Source organism: Acinetobacter sp. 148 (assembly GCF_031196675.1).
GTDB lineage: Bacteria > Pseudomonadota > Gammaproteobacteria > Pseudomonadales > Moraxellaceae > Acinetobacter > Acinetobacter baumannii.
In genome coordinates this window covers 121271-144377 of the sequence record NZ_JAVIMT010000005.1, presented here as the reverse complement: position 1 = coordinate 144377, position 23107 = coordinate 121271, and the positions used below count along the sequence as shown (strand labels likewise).

Sequence of the window (23107 nt, the reverse complement as noted above, 5' to 3'; positions counted from 1 at the left end):
ATGTAGCTTTGTCCATTGTTCATCGACAATGCAATTCAATCAAGAATTATCAACAACCCCTTATGTCTTCACTCTTTTGAATAACTGTGAAAATTCGTACAAAGGAAGCCCTACCACATTACTATAACTTCCTTGAATTTTGGGAATATATTGTGAAGCAATTCCTTGAATTGCATATGCACCGGCCTTCCCTACAGGTTCTCCTGTGGCCCAGTAATCTTCCATATCTTGCGTAGTTAAAGATGCAAACTCAACTTGGGTCTGCACCACCTGACTTAAGATGTGTTGCTGTGTTGCAATACAAATTCCGGAAAATACATCATGCCAACGACCAGATAATTGTTTCCAGATGTCAAAGGCATGCTGCTTTGAGTCAGGTTTACCAATAATCTGACCATCCAGACCAAGGCTCGTATCTGCTGCAATAATCACTGAATCTGGAAAAATGTTTAATACAGCTTGGGCTTTTTCTCTCGCTAACCGCTCTACATATTGGTGAACCAGCTCACCTTCATGAACAGATTCATCAATATCCGGGCTATAGATTTCAAAATTTAAGCCCAGTTGTTGCAACAACTCTCTCCGACGCGGAGAACTAGAAGCTAAAACTAAATGCGCCATTTTGCTAAACAATAATAGACAACAGGCCAGGTTAAGATACTTGTCATCAATGGTTGCCAATGTCGAGCAATCGAAAAATGAATGCCCCCCATCGTTTGAGTCACCCACATAAACGCTAAGTGAGCAATAATCACTAATGTAGCAATCGTCCATAAATTACCAAAAGTCAAAATACGGCGTTCGCGTATTAAAAATCGGGTAATAAACGTGACAATAACAAAACTCAGTGCATTTAATCCTAAAGGTGCATCAAGCAATAGATCTGTAAAAATCCCCATACCAAATGCGAACCACACCCCACACCATGTTGGCTGGCAAACAACCCAAAACAACATGATCATAAGCATGAACAATGGTCGCCAGCCCGAGATGTCGTAAGATAGTGGATAGATCATGAGGACAGACCCCACGATTACAGAGAGAATAATTCCCCATAATGGATCTTTACGCTTCTCACGTTTCAACTTAGCGATCGGCATATGGTTGCTCCTTCGCTAATGAGTCAGAGAAAAGTACAACAACATGATGACCAGTTGCTAATTGTGCTGCTGGTGTAACATCAATTTCAGCAAACTCACCTGAATTATGGCGACGGATTTTAGCCACCGTACCCACGGCATAACCTGCTGGAAAATGCTCACCTAAGCCTGAACTTAATACTTTATCGCCGACCTGAATATTTGCACTCGTTGGCACATATTCCATTTTCAAACGGCCTAAATCACCAGTACCCGAGACAATTGCACGCATACCTGTACGCTCTAAACGAACAGATAGAGAATGCTCTTTGTCAGAAAGCAGCATCACACGTGAACTATGAGGATATACATTGATAATTTGCCCCATAATCCCTTTATCATCTAAAACCGTTTGACCAACTTTAAGATGATCCATTGCACCACGGTTGATAATGATAATGTGACGAAGCGGATCGGCATCTGTCCCAATCACTTCCGCAATTTCCATACGACCATCAATAATTAATGGTGTATCGAGTAAACCACGTAAGCGGGTATTTTCAGCAGATAATTCAGACAGCTTCTGCAAGCGGACCTGAGCCTGTAATAGCTCAGCCTGCATTGCAGTGTTTTCACGGCGCAGTTGTGTTTCAGATTTAGTTTGTTGATTCAGCCATTCTCTCGACAGTACCGGATAACTTGCAAGTGCATAAATTGGATTATATGCAGCGTACAAGACATCCCTTGCTGGCTGAATTACATAAGGCATGCGCCAATCAAAGAACAGCACCACCAAGCATGTAATGACCGCAATAATGAACGAGCGGAAAGATGGCGGCTGTCTTGAAAAAATATTCGGTTGCACCGCCTAATCCTTAAACTTAACCGACGAAAAGCATGTCATGGTTCGGGTTGTCGAAGAATTCCAATACTTTACCACCACCACGGGTTACACAAGTAAGAGGGTCTTCAGCAACAACAACTGGTAAACCGGTTTCTTGAGCTAATAATTTGTCAAGGTTACGAAGTAACGCCCCACCACCTGTCAACACAATACCGCGCTCAGCAATATCAGAAGAAAGTTCAGGAGGAGTTTGTTCAAGTGCAGATTTCACCGCACTTACAATACTTTGTAACGGGTCAGAAATTGCTTGAGTAATTTCGTCAGAAGTTACGGTAATTGCACGAGGTACACCTTCTGCGAGGTTACGGCCACGTACTTCAATTTCTAATGTCGTACCATCAGAAACAGCCATACCAACTTCTTTTTTAATAATTTCAGCTGTGGTTTCACCAATTACGCAACCGTGAGCTTTACGAACATAATTGATAATTTGCTCATCAAATACATCGCCACCAATACGTAAAGAATCAGCATAGACACAACCTTGCAATGAAATAATTGCAATTTCAGTTGTACCACCACCAACATCCACAACCATAGAACCACATGCTTGTTCAACTGGCATGCCAGCACCAATTGCAGCAGCCATTGGCTCTTCAATTAGGCGTACATCACGAGCACCCGCATTAAATACGGCTTCGCGAATTGCACGGCGCTCGACCAAAGTTGATTTACATGGTACACATACAACTACACGAGGTGCAGGTGGGAACAAACGTTTTTCGTGAACTTTACCAATAAACTGATTCAACATGGTTTCAGTCACTTCAAAATCTGCAATTACACCGTCTTTCATTGGACGAATTGCAGAAATATTCGCAGGTGTACGGCCTAGCATTTGCTTAGCATCTAGCCCTACAGCAGCAACAATTTTTTGTGAACCACTGTGACGAATTGCCACAACTGTTGGTTCATTTAATATAATGCCGCGGCCTGGTGCATAAATAAGTGTATTTGCTGTACCTAAATCAATGGCTAGATCCGGCGAAAACAAGCCAATTAGTCGTTTTAGAATCACGGTTCGTTCTCAGTTAAACTTTCATGTGGATGCAAGGTGGCAACTTTAAACTAAATGTGATGATTTGAACAAGTCAATCGCTTATTATAACGCACGATATTTTGAAAATTTTTAATACTGATTAGGTGATGTTATGTCTACATCGGATGCACAGCATTCAGCAGATTTAAATGCACAAACAGTTTCAGCAATCGCCAATCTTGCTCGATTGTCGCTCAATGATACGCAATCTGCTGAATATGCTCAAAGTCTAAATAAAATTTTAGGCATGATGGAAACCTTAAAAGGCATTGATACGGAAGGCGTAGAACCTTTAAAGAGTCCTTTTGACAATCCTCAACCTTTACGTGCTGATGTGGTAACTGAAAGCAATCATCGGGACGAATACCAAGCAGTTGCACCTGCAACTCAAGATGGTTTGTATCTTGTTCCTCGCGTGATTGAGTAACTTTTAACCAATTAACCCATCTTCCCTATTTTGAATGTAAAGAAATTTTACTCATGACTGATTTACATCGCTTATCAATTCGCGAACTTGCTGAAGGCTTAAGCCAAGCGAAGTTTTCATCTCGCGAATTGACTGAACATTATTTAAAACGTATTGCTAAAATTGACCCGCAAGTTAAGAGCTATGTGACGGTTACTCCAGAACAGGCACTTCGCGAAGCCGATGCTGCCGATGCCGCATTAAAAGCTGGCAATGCAACTGCTTTAACGGGTATTCCTCTTGCCCACAAAGACATCTTTTGTACCAAAGGTATTAAAACCACTGCTGGTTCAAAAATGCTCGATAACTTCATTTCACCTTACGATGCAACCGTTGTTGAAAAAACTAAAGCAGCTGGTCTGGTTACTTTAGGTAAAGTGAACATGGATGAGTTTGCGATGGGCTCAACTTCTGAGAGTTCATATGTCGGTGCAACGAGTAACCCTTGGGCACTTGACCATGTTCCTGGCGGTTCATCTGGTGGTTCTGCTGCGGCTGTAGCGGCTGATTTAGCGCCTTTCGCTACAGGTACTGATACAGGTGGCTCAATTCGTCAACCAGCTTCTTTCTGTGGTTTAACAGGCTTAAAACCAACCTATGGTCGTGTATCTCGTTTCGGGATCATTGCTTATGCATCCTCTTTAGACCAAGCAGGTCCAATGGCACGCTCTGCTGAAGACTGTGCTTACCTAATGAATGTAATTGCAGGTCACGATGCTAAAGACTCAACTTCGGTTAAAAAAGAAGTCGATGATTACGTTGCAAACCTAAATAACACATCTGTAAAAGGCTTACGCATTGGTATTCCTAAACAATACTTTAACGTTGCAGGTTTAGATGCGGACGTAAAAGCACGTGTTGAAGAGTCTTTGAAAAAGCTTGAAGAAATGGGCGCAACGCTTGTTGAGATCGACCTAAACATGACTGAAGCGTATGTACCAACGTATTACCTCATCGCGCCAGCGGAAGCATCTTCTAACTTGTCACGTTATGACGGTGTTCGCTACGGTTATCGCTGTGAAAACCCAGCTGACTTGATGGATCTTTACAAACGTTCGCGTTCAGAAGGCTTCGGTCCAGAAGTTCAACGCCGTATTTTAATTGGTACATACGCGCTTTCTGCGGGTTATTACGATGCTTACTATGTAAAAGCACAAAAAGTACGTCGTTTAATTCAACAAGACTTCTTAAAAGCTTTTGAAAATGTAGATGTAATTGCAGCACCTGCTGCACCAACAACTGCCTACAAAATCGGTGCATCTTTAGACCCTGTTGAAATGTACTTAGGCGATATCTATACCATCGCAGTGAACTTAGCGGGCTTGCCAGCGATTAATGCTCCTGTTGGTTTTGATAAAGACAACTTACCAGTAGGTTTACAGTTAATCGGTAATTACTGGTCAGAATCACAATTGTTGTCGATTGTTCACCAATACCAACAAAACACTGACTGGCACACCAAACGTGCGGCAATTGCTGAGGAGAATGCATAATGGCTGAAGCTCAAAAGTTGAAATTGATTGACGGTTGGGAAGTCGTTATTGGTATTGAGATTCACACTCAGCTTGCAACCAATTCTAAAATTTTCTCAGGTTCATCAACTGAATTTGGACAAGATCCAAATACACAAGCGAGCCTTGTAGACTTGGCGATGCCGGGTGTATTGCCGGTTTTAAATGAAAAAGTGGTTGAACTCGCAATTCGTTTTGGTTTAGGGATTGATGCTTACATCGACCAAGCTTCAGTATTTGCACGTAAAAACTACTTCTATCCTGACTCTCCAAAAGGCTACCAAATTAGCCAAATGGACAATCCGATTGTGGGCTTGGGCCATATCGACATTCAACTTGAAGATGGTACGACTAAACGCATTGGCGTAACTCGTGCTCACCTTGAAGAAGATGCAGGTAAGTCTGTGCACGATCAATTTGAAGGTATGTCTGGCATTGACTTAAACCGTGCTGGTACGCCTTTGCTTGAAATCGTTTCTGAACCGGACATGCGTTCGGTTGAAGAAGCAGTTGCCTACATCAAAGCAATTCACACACTAGTACGTTGGTTAGGTATTTCTGACGGTAACATGGCTGAAGGTTCATTCCGTGCGGACTGTAACGTGTCTTTACGTCGTCCGGGACAGCCATTCGGTACACGCTGTGAACTTAAAAACCTCAACTCATTCCGTTTCATTGAGCAAGCGATCAATGTTGAAATTGAACGCCAAATGGAAATTTTGGAATGGGGCGGCGAAATTGACCAAGAAACTCGTTTGTTCGATCCAAATAAAATGGAAACACGTTCTATGCGTTCTAAAGAAGAAGCGAATGACTACCGCTACTTCCCTGATCCAGACTTGTTACCAGTAATTATTCCAGATGAGCAAATTGAGGCCATCAAAGCAACTATGCCTGAGTTGCCAGCAGCACGCCGTGCACGCTTTATTGCAGACTTTGGCGTAACTGAATACGACGCACACGTACTTACGCTCTCACGCGAAATGGCGGACTTCTATGAAGCTGTTGTTGCTGCGGCTGGTGGTGCGAAGCAAGGTAAAATTGCTGCAAACTGGGTAATGGGTGAATTCTCTGGTACTTTAAATAAAGCGGGCTTAGAGTTAACAGACTCACCTGTTTCTGCTGAACAGCTTGGCGGCATGATTGCACGTATTGTTGACAACACCATTAGCGGTAAAATTGCTAAACAAGTCTTTGGCTTTATGTGGGAATCGGAAGATAAATCTGCCGATGACATTATTGCGGAAAAAGGCTTAAAGCAAGAAACCGACACTGGTGCAATTGAAGCGATCATTAAAGAAGTACTTGCAGCCAATGAAAAAATGGTTGAAGAGTACAAGTCTGGTAAAGAAAAAGCCTTTAACGGCCTTGTTGGTCAAGTCATGAAAGCCTCTAAGGGTAAAGCTAACCCTGCACAAGTAAATGAATTAATGAAAAAATTGATTGGTTAATTCCATTAGCTAACTCAACAAAAAAGCCTCGATTTATCGGGGCTTTTTTATATGACCTACAAGATACACTTCGACTAAAGAATATTCTTTTTTCTAAAAAATCACATAACGGCTGTGCTAATTTAAATTAAAAATAGAAATCACTTATATTTTAAAAAAGAGGAATAAAATATGTCTAAAAAGATTTTAATGTTGGTCGGTGACTATGCAGAAGATTATGAAACTATGGTTCCATTTCAGTTCTTAACTGGTTTAGGTTATACCGTGCATGCGGTTTGCCCGAATAAAAAGAATGGTGACCATATTGCAACAGCTATTCATGATTTTGAAGGTGAGCAAACTTATAGCGAAAAACGTGGCCACAACTTCGCGATTAACTATGATTTCGATGCCGTTAATACCGAAGACTATATAGGTTTAGTCATCCCGGGTGGCCGTGCGCCAGAGTATTTACGCATGAATGAACGTGTTATCGAAATTGTACGTGAATTTGATAGAGTAAAAAAACCAATTGCAGCCGTATGCCACGGTGCTCAGTTACTCGCTGCGGCAGATGTGTTGAAAGACCGCCTCTGCTCGGCTTATCCAGCATGTGCAGCCGAAGTAAAATTAGCAGGTGGGCAATATGCAGACATTGCTGTAACTGATGCCGTTACCGATGGGCATTTGGTGACTGCTCCAGCTTGGCCTGCACATCCAGCTTGGTTAGCACAATTTGTGAAAGTTTTAGGCGCTAAGATTAGTATCTAAATAAGATTCTTCATCCCAAATACAATAAAGCCTGCATTTAGATAGCAGGCCTTATTACTAAAATAGGAAACTAGATTTTTATCTTGTAATTCCTAATTTATTCCAAATTTCTGGTGTCAAAAACGTTGTCACCAATTTATTTAAATCGATATAGCGTAATGTGCCCTGCAACTGCTGTTTAACGGCTGGGTCTTTAACAATATCTTCACCCGCACTTTGGCCTAACTGCTGGAAAGCCTCCCCAACTGCCTTCACACCTTCAGCCTGAATTACAGCTTTGGTCTGAGCAGAACATTGTTCTACAATTATCCGCTGTAAAACCTGAGCCAGTTTTTGATCTAACTGGTCTTTTTGCTCAGGCGTTACATTACTAAATGCTTTTAAATCTGGATGAGCCGCTAAAGCTGTAAATGTCCATTGGAGCACCGTAGTTTTATCTGAAGCTGTTGTTGCTTTAACTAAACAATCACTGAGCTGATCAACTGTTGGACCAGCCATCGCAATTTGTGTTGCGCCCAGTACAGTCGCCGCCACACATATTGAACGGCTCAGATGTGAAAACTTACGGCGAGCAATAGCATAAAGATGACGTGACATAAGTCTAGCTCCAATAAACAATCTGTTCTTTTTATCACAGAGTCACTAAAGTTACCTGTTATGACTCTGTAACCACAAAGTAGTCATTTCACCACAGACTCTATTCGATCAAGCTCCCACACTCCACCTGCTGCCAAGCCTTTACACATACCCGTCCACATATCCTTAGTATGCACAAAACTCTTGCCGTCCCATACCCATTCTTCACTTGCCCAGCAATCTCCAATGCCTCGTCCCTTTTGAGCACTACTAATAATACCGCTATCAAAATCTGAGGCGGACTCAGTTACAAACGCGGCCTTACCGTTTAAAGACTCATCGAGCACCCATGCCCCATACCCTTCGTTATAAGCCCCTCTCCAACATAATGTAGTCGCCAGAACTTTCTTATTGGTTAGTTTATATAGCTCAATTTTCTGTGGTTCGGCTCCATCACTGTTACCACCATAAATACCTTCACAAAAGCCGTCTTCTTTCGGATTCGGTTTAGCAGCCATCAAACTACGGTGTAGTGCTTGGTACTGTTTATTTTTAGGCTGTAAAGTTAAATAAGGTTTGGTTGAAGTCTTGATACGCTTCGCAACTAGTTTTGGTTCAGGCATAAGCACTTGATTTTCATTGACACTGCCCTTTTTGACCAAAGCACCAATAGTCCCTATACGCTTCTGAAAATCATCCATCTTTAATAATACGGCAGTCATTCCAGCATCGGAAATTTTCCATTTATGCTGCGCATTTTTAAATACAATTTCAGTCTTCTGTTTCGACTGCTGTAGTAGAGCATTGACTTGCCAGCTGTTTAGCTTACCCATAATTGGCAGCTCAGTACCGTCCACACCCACCGCACCTAAATCTTTGCCATTGATATAAAAATGGATATTTTTAAGCTGGTTTGCAGGTAGGCTTTGTTCATAGTCAGACAAAGCAAACTCAATCTGCACAGGTTGTTTTGGGCCTGCTTTACGTGTTAATAAAATTGAAGCGGGATTATCACCATTTTCTTCATTTTGATATCCTGCGGCCTTACAGGTGCCCGTATTACTGCAAGAGATTTCCCACTCTTGATGAGAAAATGAAATACCTTTTATATCTTGAGCAAGACTATAAGAACTTATTACTGCCAAACAACAAATTGAAAGTATATTTTTCATTTTTTCATGTCTCTACACGTCTGTTTTATTATGAAGTTAACAGCGGTGTTAAATTTTGAGTTACCGTCTAGTTTAAAAGAATATGTTAGATTTATATAAGATTTAAATTGATTACTTTCTAAAAATGAAAAAACTAAATTTTTTATTATGGGCAACATTAGTCAGCCTAAATTCAACTGCTTATGCAGAAGTAAAAAGCTTTACTCCTCATTTCCCCAAATTTTATAACTCTGCTGCAACCCGCAAAGCAGACAATCAATTCTATGCTCTTGGAGAGGCAAAATTTTTAAACGGCGTTGTAGTCCCTTTTTATGGCGTTACGGCACAAAACCCAATAGAAGATGGTTTACTTAAAAATTTTGAAAAATGTACGCTTAAAAGCTGTAGTTTTAATTTTAAACTTGATGCTCAACATGCCAAGCAATTAAAGCTTCTTGCATTACCTGAAGTAGGTGTAGTACTTGTTCCACGTAACTGGCAAGATATTCAAGCAAATGCAGGCGCAAATGGAACTGGTTTTGCTCTAATCATGAGTCCAGATCAAAAGCAAGCGATAAAGCTTTATGACTCTTCATTTTGCGTTGGATGTGGATTACCCAATGCAACGCTTTATTTTCCTGAACTATTAAAAGAAAGTCTTGAAAATGAATATGGTGGTTTTAAAGACCCTAAAAACCTTATCAATATTGTTCATCCCTCTAAAAAAGTCGCTTTTTTTAGCTACCAAATTCCTCAAGTGAACAATAAAACCCATGGTATTGCCAAGTATGATGATGAAGACACTTTTAACTATAAAGAGATTCAAGTCACCTTAGATAAGTCGCAGCAGTTTCTAGTTGGCCCTATCCTTAATTTTTATAACGCAACCCATTAAATCAATAACCATAAAAAACCCGCTTTCGCGGGCTTTCTTAATTACCAAATAGTTACCCGTTTCTCTGGTGGTAAATACATCTGATCATCTTCGTTTATTTTAAAAGCCTCATAAAATGGTTTTTGATTCATTAAAGCTCCATTACCACGTACTTTATCAGGAGAGTGAGGATCAGTTTTTAAATAGATAATCGCTTGAGCTTCGCGGGTTTTCGCACGCCAAACTTGAGCCCACCCCATATAAAAACGTTGCTCCCCAGTCCGTCCATCAATTACAGGGGCTGGCTTACCGCCTAATGCAATTTGATAGGCCTTATAGGCAATTGCTAACCCAGAGTTATCTGCAATATTTTCACCTAATGTCAATTCACCATTAACATGATAACCAGCAATCGGTTCATAACGGTTATATTGTTCAATCAACGCTTGTGTTTTAGCTTTAAAATGCTGGTGATCTTCAGCATTCCACCAGTTTCTCATATTGCCCAATTCATCAAACTGGCTACCCTGATCATCAAAGCCATGACTAATTTCATGGCCAATCACAGCGCCTATACCACCATAATTCACTGCATCGTCTGCGTTTATATTAAAAAAAGGTGGTTGTAATATCGCTGCTGGAAATACAATTTCATTCAATGATGGATTGTAATAGGCATTCACCGTTTGTGGTTTCATATACCATTCATCACGATCAACCGGTTTACCTAATTTATTAAGTTCATAGTGATATCTAAACTCACTTGCGCGAATTATATTCCCAACTAAATCATTTTTAGCGATGTGCAGGTCAGAATAATCACGCCACTTTTTTGGATACCCGATTTTTATTGACATGTGAGAAAGCTTTTTACGACCTTGTATTTTCGTTGCAGGACTCATCCAGTCCAATTCTGTAATGCTTTGGTCATAAGCACGAATTAGATTTTGAACCAATAATTCCATCTGTTGTTTTTTCTCAGCGGGAAAGTATTTTTCAACATAAAGTTTGCCGATACCATCTCCCAGCACCTTATCAACAAGCTGTACACCACGCTTCCAACGCGCTTCTTGTTCAGTAATATCTCGAAGTGTCTTGTTATAAAAATCAAATTTATTATCTACAAAAGCGCTATTTAGTAATGGAGAAAAATTATTGATCAAATGCAATTTAAAATAAGCTTTCCATATATCTAAGGGTGTATTTTGAATAATTGTATTTAAGCCCTGAAAGTAATCTGGCTGATTTACCTGAATAGTATCAATTTTTCCTTTTAATTCAGTTGCAGTTAGATAACCTTGCCAATCAAATGCGGGGGTCAATTTATACAAATCTGCGAGTTTGTATTTATTGTAGCGTTTTGCAAGATCACGGTTTTGTACATTGCTCCACTGTATTCGTGCTAACTGAGTTTCAAGTTTTAAGATTTCCTGAGCATGTTGCGCAGCTTGTGAATCTCCTGCAAGTGATAAAGTTTTTTCAATATACTTTAAATACTGTGCACGAGTTTCGATAAATTTTTTATCATCTTTTAAATAATAATCGCGGTCAGGTAGACCCAAACCACTTTGCTCCAATCCAGCCACCATTTCGGTAGATTTTTTCATATCCTGTTCAATGCCTAAGCCAATCGGGCTATTAACATTAATACGAGCAAAATGGGCCATTAAAACTGCTATTTGCTTCTTATTTTTCAAGCTATCAATTTGATGTAGCTCAGCTTGTAGGGGGATAATACCTTGCTTTTCAATGCCTTTTTCATCCATAAAGCTCGCATATAAAGTAGCTATTTTCTGCTCTAAACTACCATCCGCCCATTTTTTTCTAGATAGCTCTTCTACAATCCCATGTACTTGACTGATTGATAACTCACGGAGCTGATTAAAAGCTCCCCAATTTGCTTTATCAGCTGGGATTTCAGTATTTTTTAACCAAATACCATTTACATGAGCATAAAAATCGTTCTTTTCACTAATAGAAGAATCAATATATTGTTGATCTATACCTGATATTTTTTTGATTTGAGAAGTTGTTACTAATTCCGCATGTACCAAATTAGCAGAAGACATAAGTGCAATCGTAAGAGCACTTTTAAGTAAAATAGATTTCAAAGACTTAACCTCGTATTTAAATATTTAATAATCTAAAACAATGATTTAAATTGATTATTTTTTTATTAATTAAGCGAATAGCAAAATTAAAATCAATATAGAAGCAAATTCTATACCGCGAAAATATAATATTTCAAAAAATATATTTTATTATATAAATCAAAATTATAAATAAAGAGCCATACATAACAGGTTATTTTACTAAATACTCAATATTTTAAAGATGCCCTGGCTTGAATCAAGGCACCTTAAAGAATGATGATTACTTTTAATTTAAAGTATCTTCAAATGTTCTCAAACGCTTATAAATTGAAAGTAGTTCAATGATTGTTTTCCATGAAGTAATTAAATACTGGAATGATTCACGGACCTTATCAAAGACATTACTAATTTGCGTAATTAAGCCTAATGTCATTTTACCTGCTGCAATAGACGGAAATAAAACAACCAAGCTATATAAAATATCTAATTGTAGATACCAGATACTAACCAGATTAAAATAAGAATAATGAAGGTATAATCGAAAATAATTAAATCTGACTTTTGAGAATAATTCTTTTAATGTCTTTGGCTGTGCCCGTTCTTCATAGTCTTCGCCATAAACCAACTCTTTACGATAAGCAGCTTCTACCTTCTGGTTATTAAATTGTAGACCGGGTAATTTAATACCAACCACCATGAGTAGAACTGTACCAAAAATAGCCCATACAATTGCTGCCCATACTAATGAATGATCAATTTCTCCTACAATAGGTAATACTTTAACCTGCTTAGAAAGTTCAAATAGAATAGGTAAAAATGCAATCAATACCATAATTGCCTTTATGAAGTTTACGCCTAAATCTTCTAAAACAGATGCAAAACGCATGGTGTCTTCTTGCACACGCTGTGAAGCACCTTCAATATGGCGAAGTTTCGCCCAATGCTCTGTATAATATTCATTCATAGCCGTACGCCAACGAAATACATAATGGCTAGCAAAAAATGCATTAATCACGGCTAAAGTTACGCCAACCATGGCAATTAAAAGAAAAGTAACTGTTCCGCTATATAGCTTATTAATATCACCGCCACCATGATCTAGCATTGCTTGAATAAGATTATAAAAAGGTGCATACCATGCATTAACGGCAACACTGACTTGCACGCCAAACCAGATGTTAAATAAAATAAAAGCAGAGCCCCAAACTGACCAACGTTGCCATGGATGATTAGAAATAATTCTCCAAAACCCTGCAAAAATTGCTGTAGAAACTAGGAACCAAATATAAAACCATATAAAAGTCGGAGACCAGAAGCGGCTAACACCAATTGGTAATTGTTCACTATGGTAACCCTGATGGAATCCAATGAAACTCCCCCATGTACTACCACCAGAATACCAAAGCACCATATTAAGCGCGATCCAAATAACCGCAGATATAAAGAAATACCGTGGTGATGGAAAAAATGATTTGAACATTGAGTGTTGATATCCCTATATTTCTTCAAATTTACAATGAAAGGAATACTAAAACCTAAACCTTAAAATTGTGAAGGCTAAAGTTTAGAGAATTGTCAATTTTTCCCATTTCATTGAAGGATTTGATCGTTTTTTTGTAAATTCATCCCTTTATGCAATTTAATCCGTTTAAATTGCTTTGTATATGGCTCCCCTAAGAGCCATATACAGTTTTTATATCACAGCCATATGTACGTTTAAATCTCTTCTTTACGAACAATATAGCCTTCAAGTTGCATAGCCTGAATTAATGGTTCCAGATCTGGAGCGCTTTTTAGTTCAATATCGACACTCACCGCACTTTCTTTAGCACGGCTTGTTGCTGCAAAGCGTTCATGTCGAAGTTCGTAAATATTACCGCCCTGCTCCGCAATAATTGCTGTTAAACGCGCTAAGGCACCCGGATTATCTGGTAATTCAACGCGAATACGAACCATACGGCCAGTACGAGTTAAGTGACGCTGTAATACTGAAACCATTACACGTGTATCAATATTGCCACCAGATAACACCACACCAACTTTATGGCCTAAAAATAGATCGGGACGAGACATAATTGCAGCAATTCCAGTCGCGCCAGCTCCTTCACACACTGTTTTTTCAATGTTGAGTAATAGCGCAATCGCTTCCTCAATCATATCTTCAGTGACTACCACAATATCATCTACAAAATGCTTAGCAATTTGTGTGGTCAGCTCGCCCGGAGTTTTAACCGCAATACCTTCAGCCACCGTTGAACCCATTGAAACCGCGAGTTGATAGTTACAAAGCAGTTTCGCCATACTTGGATAAACAACCGACTGAACTCCGATAATCTTGATTTTAGGATTTATTGATTTTGCAGCAATCGCAATACCAGAAATGAGACCACCACCTCCAATAGGTACGACCAAGATATCTAAATCAGGAACAGCTTCCAGCATTTCGAGCGCGATAGTACCTTGACCCGCAATAATTTCAGCATCATCAAATGGATGAATAATGGTTAGAGATTCTTCTTGTGCCACACGGTGCATTTCAGCAGCAGCTTCCGAAAAGTCTTGGCCATGCAAAATAACACGCGCACCGTATTCACGTACTCGTTGCACCTTCACATTGGGCGTCGATTTTGGCATAACAATAGTTGCCGTGACTCCTGTGCGCTGTGCATGATAAGCGACCCCTTGCGCATGATTACCAGCTGAAGCTGCAATTACACCATGTTGTTTTTCTTGTTCAGATAAGCTCAAAAGTTTATTTAATGCGCCTCTTTCTTTAAACGAAGCCGTAAACTGTAGATTCTCAAATTTCAGCCACATTTCAGCCCCTAAGGTTTTAGAAATGGTTTCTGAAAAAACAAAAGGTGTTTTAACAACTAAACCATCTAAACGCTCTGCAGCGGCATGTATATCTTCTAATGTTGGAAACTCATTTTTTACCTGTTGCTGAATCATCTAAGTAGCTGGCCTCAATATGTTACAAATCAATTATTTTTTTGAAAAATAGCATGAATATCTCATATGTGTCATGAGTAGTTTTCAGCATAGCTCCACTATACAAAAATTTTTGTCAGCACATACAAATCTTTTATTTTTCAACAAAAAAGCCCTTAGCGGGCTTTTACTTAATTTTTCATATACTTGCTTTCAATTTATTGCGTTTGCGCACTTAAACCGTCAGTAGATAGATTCTGTTCCGCTATTTTTTCATCAATCGCAAACTGAATATCAGACAGTTTTGCATTTGCTGCATCTATGCCTGCCTTCATGGTTGCTTCACGACCTTTTACATCAAAAATATGTGCTTTTTCTCTTAAATCCGGTTGAATTACTACATCTGCATATTGAAGTTCTTCGGCAGCCAAACGTCCTTGCATAATATTAATATTCTGGTTAAAGAGTCCCCATACATTTGAGGTTTCCGTATAAATGGGTTGAGCCAGAATATCGACAGCAATAATGACATCGGCTCCTAAATCACGGGCTACTTCAACAGGTACCGGACTGACTAAACCGCCATCTACATATTCAGATTTACCAATTTTAGTCGGTACAAACATGCTTGGTATTGAGGCTGATGCTCTCACGGCCTGTCCCGTATTGCCATAATTAAATACGGTTTTGGTGCCATGCTTGAGCTCTGTTGCCACTACATACATCGGAATTTTCATTTTTTCGAGCGGCAAGTTATTTACTTGCTGGTTTACATAGTCTTCAACTTTTTTGCCGTCAAAGAAACCTTTTAAACCAATACTGATGTCACGAACATCAGCCGCTTTCATTTTCAATGCAGTATCGCGCAGTTCATCAGGCGTTTTTCCACTCGCATAAATTGCTCCGACAATACTTCCTGCACTGGTTCCAACAATGAAATCAGGACGAATACCATGCTGTTCTAAAACTTCAATAACACCAATATGTGCATATCCTCGTGCACCACCACTACCTAGTACTAATGCGACTACTGGTTTCTTATGCTGCTTCTTAAGCTGTGCAAAAGGCTGATCGACGAAACGTGAGTATGCCTCTGCCGTTTGCGGTTTTAAGGCAGATAAGTGTGAGGTGGTTTGGCACCCGGCCAACACCATAGAAAGTCCGAGAACCCACAATTTAAGCTGTTTCATGGCCCATCTTTGCACTATGACGTTAATTTTCGAATTGCAATTTTAGTTGCTCGTTTTGTGAAATGCTGTAGTGAATTTATTTAATTTGTCATGTTTAATTTTTATACTCAAGCATTTTTATTATGCCGAAAAAAAGCCCCTTATTTCTAAGAGGCTTTTCTTACAAAATTACCAAATATCTGAATCGACTTTTTTCTTCAACTCTGGATATTTATTAATTTTAAATACAGGTTCTTTAATACCTTGCTTCAATTGCGCTCGGTAATCTTTCAACAAAGTACGAGCCATTGGTGTTAAAAGTAAAATTGCGACCAAGTTAATGGTAGCCATAATACCCATAAACAAATCTGCCATTGACCATACTAATGGCACACTACCAATTGCACCGAAATACACCATCACCAATACAAAAATACGGAAGATGAACATGACTTTCGGGTTGTTATTAATGAACTGTACGTTACTTTCTGCATAAGCATAGTTACCTAATACAGCTGAGTAACAGAACAAGAATAATAGAACAGCTAAGAAGTCAGCTCCCCAGTGCCCCACTTGAGTCTCTAGCGCACGTTGAGTTAATTCAACACCGACGAAACCAGCATCTTGGTAAACGCCAGAAACTAAAATGATGATTGCTGTACTTGTACATACAATGAATGTATCTACGAATACGCCAAGCATTTGTACCAAACCTTGGTTTACAGGATGTTTTACATCAGACGCAGCCGCCGCATTTGGTGCAGAACCCATACCTGCTTCGTTTGAGAACAACCCGCGCTTAATCCCTTGCATCATTGCCATTGATACAGCAGCACCGAAGAAACCACCTGCCGCAGCATTAAAGTGGAAAGCTTCAGTCACAATCAGTTTTAAAACATCAGGTAAAATCGCATAGTTGCTTAATGCAATATATAACGCTACAGAGAGATAAAGGCCTGCTTTTAAAGGAACAAACATCTCTGCGAATTTAGCGATACGTTTAATACCACCAAAGATTGCTAATGCAACCATCACAACAAGAGCAAGACCAACCCATGAAATTTCTAAATCAACACCACCTAAATGCGCAATAAGATTAGCTTTATCCCAACCCCAAGCATGTGAAGATGCATTAGCAATTGCATTGATTTGAACTGAGTTAAATACAAAACCATAAGTAAAGATCAATGCTAACGCGAAGATCACACCAAAAGTTTTACTACGTAAACCTTGAGTAATATAGTAGGCTGGACCACCGCGGAATTGCTTGCTATTACTGTCTCTCACCTTAAAAAGTTGAGCAAGAGTAGATTCGATAAAAGCAGAGCTCATACCAAGTACAGCGGTTACCCACATCCAGAACACGGCGCCTGGGCCACCAATTGCGATCGCAATTGCCACACCAGCAATGTTACCCACCCCAACACGGCTCGCAAGACCTGTTACAAATGCTTGGAAAGGTGTAAGGCCATGCTCATCTTCGCCTTCTGTACGGCTGCTTTTCATAACACGAATACTTTGCAAGAACATGCGAATTTGCACTGCTCCTGTTAAGACCGTATAAAAAATACCGACGGCCAGCAAGAAAATAACCAGAAAATCCCATAAAGGTTCATTAAAAAATTGTACCCACGACATCAGTGTGGCATTGAGTTGTTCATTCATACTCGGTCCGCTTACGTTCTTGCTAATGTGCTATTAGCACAAGCCAAAATACTGCAATAAACAAAAAAGCCCCTAAAAATAGGGACTTCTTCAGTACATTTAAGGAAAAACTTTTAATGTCACTTGAATAGCAATTACCGTCACAAGTTTAAGCAACATCATGCCCAACACTAAGCCTTTGAAGGTTACATGAGAGAAAGCACCCTTCAGATAAAATAAATTCATCGCACCACTGAACATATTCCCATTTGGGTGAACAGAATGCATCGACTCGGCTACAAACTTGGAAACTAACAAATGACCACCGCTAAATCAGCTCGTTTAATGATTCCCATCAATTAATCGAGTTATAAAAACTGGATTTAAGCCAATAAGCATATTTACATATACTTTTGGGCGAATGTCTAAACTGGATTTAAATTTCAAAGACTGTAACAAGCCATCGTCATAACACGACTATCTGTGCCCTTTTCTTTTTCATTAAAGAAGAGTGCATTGAGATCTGTACCAAGCTGTTGTATTTCTTGTGGCTCAGTAGTTGCGTGAGTTACGTTCATTTTCATGGTTGCAATGGTAATCGCCAATCCTTGTTTCATGAACTGCTTGTTGATGAGCGGTAAACTCATGTAAAGCTCCTTATACCTCGTGTATTTCTCCATTTCTGCACAAAATCCTTTCTGTAAAAGTATTTTATTTGCAGCCACTACTTTTTTCCTAACGTGAGTATGGAGAAATCATACCTGCGTAAAAAAGTCGGTATTATGCAGAAATTTAAAATTTTGTGTATGTTTTTCATTAAAAGTTTATGCAACTTAAGATTATTTTTTATACAAAAACATCTGTTTTGTACTGTTTTTAAACATATTATACCTTTTTTCTAATTGAGCGATTTTTACTCAACCCTTATTTTGGCTTTAATTGAATGACTATCAAAGTCACACCACTTTACCATTTTAAGCCTAAAGTGGCATATTCGAATTATCATTGAGCAGACATCATGTCTTACCCAAGTCATTAATCATATATATAAGGATATCTGTTTTCTAATATTTTTTGCTTATAAATACAGCAATTCCAGCATATAAAATTGCATCTCAAAAAGTATTAAATATTGAGGAAAAAGATCAGGAGTACTCATGAATTTGGAACAAGTCCGCCTTGTTGACGAAGCAATTACCTCTCGACATTCTGTCCGTGCTTTTTTAAGCACTCCCATTGAGCCAGAAGTCATTAAAGATATATTAAGAGTCGCAAGTCGAGCACCTTCCGGTACCAACACTCAACCATGGAAAGTTTATGTAGTCACAGGTCATAAACGTGATGAAATGGTAGAGCGTGTTTGTGCAGCACAGATTGAGGTTTCCAAAAATCCCGAACTTGCAGAGCAATATAAAGAAACTTTTGCATATTATCCTGAAAAATGGGTCTCTCCTTTTATTGACCGTCGCCGTGAAAATGGTTGGGGACTCTATGGTTTATTAGATATTAAAAAAGGTGAAAAAGAAAAAATGGCTGCTCAGCAGTTACGTAACTTCAAACTGTTTGATGCTCCAGTCGGAATTTTCTTTACAGTCAATAAAGCAATGGGAATTGGTTCCAAAATGGATATCGCTATGATGATTCAAAATGTCATGGTCGCTGCCAAGGCTCGGGGATTAGACACCTGCCCTCAAGCAGCTTGGAACCATTTTCATCCCCTAGTGTTAGATATTTTAGGCGCAGCAGATGATGAAGAGTTGGTATGTGCAATTGCACTAGGTCATGCCGACCCTGAACATATTGTGAATACCTTTATTACACCTAGAGAGCCTGTTGAGAATTTTGCAGTTTTTCTTGATTAAAGATGCAAGCCAATCACTCTCTTAAAATCAAGAGAGTGATTGGCTTTTTGCTTGTCGAATCGCTTTTAAAACAACAATAAAACCACTTAATGTAAATAACACCATCATCACTCCCATATTGAGTGATGCAGACCAAATAAGGAAGTTAAGCAGTACTCCACCCAATAGACCACAAGCAAATTGCATACTGCCCATAATTGCACTGGCTGTTCCTGCACGAGCACCTTGCTTTGACATGGCTAGAGCCATAGCATTTGGTCCAGTTAAACCAATTCCTGAAATTGCTAAGAACAGTCCTAACATTACTAGCCATAAAGGTGCTGCAGAAATTAAGCCAGCAATCAACACAATGCTTGCACCTGTCACTTGTACCATTGAACCTGCTTTTAAGCGCTTAGTGATTTCAACACGTGTGGTTAAGTGCTTATTTAAAGATGACATTAACATAATGCCAAAAGCATTGAGCCCGAATACATAAGCAAACTCTTGCTGATTTAAGCCATATTGATCCATAAAAACGGCTGGAGCTGAACTGATATAACAGAATAACGCTGCACCTGTTAAACATCCTGCAAACATAGGTAAACGGAAGCTTGCATCTTTGAAAATAGCACCATATAAGGTAGCCACTTGATATAGAGATAACTTGAGCCTCTTATCAACTGCCAAAGTTTCTTTAAAAAAGAAATGTACACATAGCCAACAGATTGCCCCTACAATTGAAAGCGCAATAAAAATCGCTTGCCATGGAAACCAGATTAATATCCAGGCCCCAATCATCGGTGCCAAAATAGGTGCCAAGCCCATTACGATCATCATGCTTGAAAAAGCTTGTGCCGAGCCTTGCACATCTAATCTATCGCGTATAGCAGCACGAGCCATAACCACCCCCACACAACCACCTAAGGCTTGTAAAATACGGGCAGCAATTAGGCTCCATTCATTTGTAGCGAGCACACAGAACAAGCTTGCAACTGCATAAAGCGCAAGCCCAAAATAAAGAGGCTTTTTTCGACCAATACGGTCGCTTAAAGGTCCATATACCAGTTGACCAATGGCTAAACCAAAAAAATAAGCTGGCAATGTGTTTGCTACCATTTGCGTACTCACCCCAAAATCATGGGCCATTTGAGGCAACGCAGGTAAGTACATATCAATGGATAATGGCCCTAAAGCCGTGAGTAAAGCGAGCAACATAATCCAGCCAATAGAATATTGACGCTGGGCTGTTTGTTCAGACATAACGATATTTCATTTTTCAATCATTTGCATACAGACAAGCTTACACTGTCTATCGTATGATTTGTGCAACATTGGTGTAGAAATACGCAAATCATTTATCACTCAGGTTGATCAGCAAGGACTTCATTTGAAATCTTGGTTTAAACGCCTAAAAAGAGCGACTTATAACACATCATTTATGTATAACGTGCGGATGCTGATTGCCTTTTCAGGAACTGCGTTCGTGCCTTATTTTCTAGGACATCAATTAGCAACAATTCCCCTCACTTTAGGTGTGGTCGCAGCTGGTTTAAGTGATATTGATGATCGCTTTTCAGTGCGAATCATGAATTTGATTTACACCTATATTGGTTTCTTCATTACTGCAGCTTCCGTACAATTACTTTTCCCTTATCCAATGCTTTTTGCGCTAGGGCTGATTGCCTCTTGTATTGGCTGGATTTTACTCGGGTCATTAGGTCGCCGTTACGCAACAATTTCTTATGGATGTCTGGTTGTTTCAGTTTATACCATGCTAGGAGTTCATTTATTTGACCAGTGGTATATTCAGCCAGCTCTTTTGGTTGCGGGAGCAGCATGGTACGGACTTATTGCAACCATTAGCTTTTTATTATTTCCGGTTCGCCAACTTCAAGATAAACTTGCGGCCTCTTATGCTTCATTAGGCGACTTTTTATTTGCCAAATCCAATTTGTTTGATGTCGATATGACTCCTGCGAGTTATCAGCAAAGCATGATTGATCTTTCATTAGAAAATGGCAAATTAATAACGATCTTTAATGATCTTAAAACCGCCCTTTTAACCCGTTTAAAGGGTGACCGTGGACAAAAAGGTACTCGCCGTAGCCTACATTATTATTTTGTCGCACAAGATATCCATGAACGTGCAGATTCTGCCCATATCGACTATCAAAAGTTAGCTAAAATTTTCCAGCACAGTGATATTTTATTTAGGTTTCAGCGCATTTTGGCAATTCAGGGTAAAGCTTGCCAAGAGCTAAATGAATGTATTTTACAGCGTAAACCCTATATCCATAACAAGCGCTTTAAGCAGAGTTTTGAGAACTTACGCTTATCTTTAGTAAAGTTAAGAGATGATCAGCAGTATGACTTATTGTGGGTAAATGCTCTTTTTGCCTTATACCGAAACTTAAAGTCTATTGACTCACAATTACTCAACTTAGAAACGGAACAGCATATTCAGTCTGACAAAGTAAAGCAGGCTGAAAACCAACTTAAAGATGATGATTTAAAAGGTTGGAATGATATTGTTGTTCGAATAAAACAAAATCTAACACCTGAATCTGTACTATTCCGTCATGCCATTCGTGTTTCGATTGTTCTTTTTATTGGATATGTATTTATTCAAATGACCCATATCGAATATGGCTACTGGATTATGTTGACTGCTTTATTTGTTAGCCAACCTAACTTTAACGCAACAAAACGTCGCTTACGTTTACGTATTGTGGGTACATTAGTCGGGATTATTGTCGGCCTTAGCATAGTATTTTTAGTACCTTCTGTGGAAGGGCAATTAGTCATGCTAATTTTGAGTGGCGTACTGTTTTTCGAGTTACGTAGTAAGCAATATGCTCAAGCAACCGCTTTTATTACCATTTTGGCATTAATTAACTTTAATCTGGACGGTTCGGCAGTCGCTGCAGCTATTCCTAGGTTTGTTGATACCCTAATTGGTTGTGCTTTAGCATGGTTTGGTGTGACCTTTATTTGGCCTGACTGGAAATTCCGTCGCCTACCGCGCAGTATTCGACGCTCCTTACAAGCACAATGTAATTATTTAGCTGAAGTGGTAAAACAATATCATGAAGGACATAATCATGCCCTCAACTACCGTATTGTCCGCCGAGCAGCACATAATACTGATGCAGAAGTTGCTTCGCTTATTTCTACTTTAGCAACAGAGCCAGACTTCGACCCTACTCGTAAATCCGATATATTTGAATTTTTATGCCTCAATCATACATTTTTAAGTTATATCGCTGCACTTGGAGCACATCGAGAAAAGATACAGGATCAAGCGGTTCTTAACGTATTAGATCAAGCATTAGATGATATACAAGGTGCTTTGTTAAGAGATGAAATGCCTGATCTTACGGCACAAAATATGCTACAGACGATACGTCAGCGCTTAAGCCAAAATGATGAAGATGACCAAAAATCGCTCATTATTTTACAGCAGTTATCGTTGATGCTCAGTGTTTTAAATCGATTTAGTATGTTAAAACAAAGGCTAAGTCATGATCTGGATAATGATGCTAGTGAACTTGCATCATTATAAATTTGAGTCAGAATTTAGTATGAAATTGGCATAATATCCTTTCCTGACTTATGCCAATTAATG

21 protein-coding genes are annotated in these 23107 nt (G+C 39.3%); 7 read left to right on the top strand and 14 right to left on the bottom strand.

Annotated elements, in window-relative coordinates; translation table 11 throughout:
- Window positions 1–60: 60 nt before the first annotated feature.
- The 4 genes from RFX69_RS00710 to RFX69_RS00695 are packed head-to-tail and all read right to left on the bottom strand — an operon-like array spanning window position 61 to window position 3001.
- On the bottom strand, window positions 61–621 hold the full coding sequence (locus tag RFX69_RS00710; RefSeq protein ID WP_000940843.1) for a Maf-like protein: 561 nt from the start codon (window positions 619–621) through the stop codon (window positions 61–63).
- On the bottom strand, window positions 609–1100 hold the full coding sequence (mreD, locus tag RFX69_RS00705) for a rod shape-determining protein MreD (RefSeq protein ID WP_045543742.1): 492 nt from the start codon (window positions 1098–1100) through the stop codon (window positions 609–611). Before mreD ends, RFX69_RS00710 begins: the two co-directional genes overlap by 13 nt.
- The gene (gene mreC, locus RFX69_RS00700) at window positions 1087–1944 is read right to left on the bottom strand and encodes a rod shape-determining protein MreC (RefSeq protein WP_001182997.1); all 858 of its coding nucleotides are present in this window, start codon (window positions 1942–1944) and stop codon (window positions 1087–1089) included. The genes mreD and mreC overlap by 14 nt, the downstream gene beginning before the upstream one ends.
- A 16-nt stretch (window positions 1945–1960) precedes the next feature.
- Window positions 1961–3001: a rod shape-determining protein gene (locus tag RFX69_RS00695; RefSeq protein WP_000601379.1), complete on the bottom strand. Its 1041-nt coding sequence runs from the start codon at window positions 2999–3001 to the stop codon at window positions 1961–1963.
- Between the two features lie 133 nt (window positions 3002–3134).
- Between RFX69_RS00695 and gatC the strand changes: the two genes are divergently transcribed.
- The 4 genes from gatC to RFX69_RS00675 all read left to right on the top strand — a co-directional run bounded on the left by gatC (window position 3135) and on the right by RFX69_RS00675 (window position 7200).
- On the top strand, window positions 3135–3449 hold the full coding sequence (gene gatC, locus RFX69_RS00690) for an Asp-tRNA(Asn)/Glu-tRNA(Gln) amidotransferase subunit GatC (protein WP_000107699.1): 315 nt from the start codon (window positions 3135–3137) through the stop codon (window positions 3447–3449).
- A gap of 53 nt (window positions 3450–3502) precedes the next feature.
- Window positions 3503–4981 carry an Asp-tRNA(Asn)/Glu-tRNA(Gln) amidotransferase subunit GatA gene (gatA, locus tag RFX69_RS00685; RefSeq protein ID WP_000130660.1) on the top strand — a complete coding sequence of 493 codons (1479 nt, stop codon included), beginning with the start codon at window positions 3503–3505 and terminating at the stop codon, window positions 4979–4981.
- The gene (gatB, locus tag RFX69_RS00680; protein WP_289332910.1) at window positions 4981–6450 is read left to right on the top strand and encodes an Asp-tRNA(Asn)/Glu-tRNA(Gln) amidotransferase subunit GatB; all 1470 of its coding nucleotides are present in this window, start codon (window positions 4981–4983) and stop codon (window positions 6448–6450) included. Before gatA ends, gatB begins: the two co-directional genes overlap by 1 nt.
- A 171-nt stretch (window positions 6451–6621) precedes the next feature.
- Complete coding sequence (locus RFX69_RS00675; RefSeq protein ID WP_000037727.1) at window positions 6622–7200, top strand: DJ-1/PfpI family protein; 579 nt, start codon at window positions 6622–6624, stop codon at window positions 7198–7200.
- Window positions 7201–7278: 78 nt separating this feature from the next.
- Here the strand turns inward: RFX69_RS00675 and RFX69_RS00670 are convergent, their stop codons facing one another.
- A complete protein-coding gene (locus RFX69_RS00670) occupies window positions 7279–7797 on the bottom strand; it encodes a hypothetical protein (protein ID WP_000086443.1) in 519 nt (172 codons plus the stop codon).
- 83 nt (window positions 7798–7880) lie between these two features.
- Window positions 7881–8948 carry a DUF1176 domain-containing protein gene (locus RFX69_RS00665; RefSeq protein ID WP_000789894.1) on the bottom strand — a complete coding sequence of 356 codons (1068 nt, stop codon included), beginning with the start codon at window positions 8946–8948 and terminating at the stop codon, window positions 7881–7883.
- 124 nt (window positions 8949–9072) lie between these two features.
- On the opposite strand from RFX69_RS00665, the gene RFX69_RS00660 reads away from it, so the two are divergent.
- Window positions 9073–9822, top strand: coding sequence for a DUF4850 domain-containing protein (locus RFX69_RS00660; protein ID WP_000735826.1), 750 nt, complete (start codon window positions 9073–9075; stop codon window positions 9820–9822).
- Window positions 9823–9863: 41 nt separating this feature from the next.
- On the opposite strand, the gene RFX69_RS00655 is transcribed toward RFX69_RS00660, so the two are convergent.
- The 7 genes from RFX69_RS00655 to RFX69_RS00625 all read right to left on the bottom strand — a co-directional run bounded on the left by RFX69_RS00655 (window position 9864) and on the right by RFX69_RS00625 (window position 18285).
- Window positions 9864–11912 carry a M13 family metallopeptidase gene (locus tag RFX69_RS00655; RefSeq protein ID WP_289332909.1) on the bottom strand — a complete coding sequence of 683 codons (2049 nt, stop codon included), beginning with the start codon at window positions 11910–11912 and terminating at the stop codon, window positions 9864–9866.
- A gap of 268 nt (window positions 11913–12180) precedes the next feature.
- The gene (gene sbmA, locus RFX69_RS00650) at window positions 12181–13374 is read right to left on the bottom strand and encodes a peptide antibiotic transporter SbmA (protein WP_002041898.1); all 1194 of its coding nucleotides are present in this window, start codon (window positions 13372–13374) and stop codon (window positions 12181–12183) included.
- A 236-nt stretch (window positions 13375–13610) separates the two neighbouring features.
- Window positions 13611–14846 carry a threonine ammonia-lyase gene (locus tag RFX69_RS00645; RefSeq protein WP_000615951.1) on the bottom strand — a complete coding sequence of 412 codons (1236 nt, stop codon included), beginning with the start codon at window positions 14844–14846 and terminating at the stop codon, window positions 13611–13613.
- Window positions 14847–15043: 197 nt separating this feature from the next.
- Window positions 15044–16015, bottom strand: coding sequence for a patatin-like phospholipase family protein (locus RFX69_RS00640; RefSeq protein WP_000811534.1), 972 nt, complete (start codon window positions 16013–16015; stop codon window positions 15044–15046).
- A gap of 168 nt (window positions 16016–16183) precedes the next feature.
- Entirely contained in the window at window positions 16184–17659 is a 1476-nt protein-coding gene (locus RFX69_RS00635; protein WP_001005337.1) for a sodium:alanine symporter family protein, read from the bottom strand.
- A 99-nt stretch (window positions 17660–17758) separates the two neighbouring features.
- Complete coding sequence (locus RFX69_RS00630) at window positions 17759–17899, bottom strand: hypothetical protein (RefSeq protein WP_000490937.1); 141 nt, start codon at window positions 17897–17899, stop codon at window positions 17759–17761.
- Window positions 17900–18081: 182 nt separating this feature from the next.
- Window positions 18082–18285 carry a hypothetical protein gene (locus RFX69_RS00625; RefSeq protein WP_002010643.1) on the bottom strand — a complete coding sequence of 68 codons (204 nt, stop codon included), beginning with the start codon at window positions 18283–18285 and terminating at the stop codon, window positions 18082–18084.
- 510 nt (window positions 18286–18795) lie between these two features.
- On the opposite strand from RFX69_RS00625, the gene RFX69_RS00620 reads away from it, so the two are divergent.
- Window positions 18796–19500, top strand: coding sequence for a nitroreductase (locus tag RFX69_RS00620; RefSeq protein ID WP_001047593.1), 705 nt, complete (start codon window positions 18796–18798; stop codon window positions 19498–19500).
- A gap of 27 nt (window positions 19501–19527) precedes the next feature.
- Here RFX69_RS00620 and RFX69_RS00615 read toward each other — a convergent pair whose 3' ends face one another.
- Window positions 19528–20742 (bottom strand): multidrug effflux MFS transporter, encoded by a 1215-nt coding sequence (locus RFX69_RS00615; RefSeq protein WP_000003701.1) that lies wholly within the window; start codon window positions 20740–20742, stop codon window positions 19528–19530.
- A 127-nt stretch (window positions 20743–20869) separates the two neighbouring features.
- Here RFX69_RS00615 and yccS point away from each other — a divergent pair, with 127 nt between their 5' ends.
- On the top strand, window positions 20870–23044 hold the full coding sequence (gene yccS, locus RFX69_RS00610; RefSeq protein ID WP_001984830.1) for a YccS family putative transporter: 2175 nt from the start codon (window positions 20870–20872) through the stop codon (window positions 23042–23044).
- The last annotated feature ends 63 nt before the right edge of the window (window positions 23045–23107 follow it).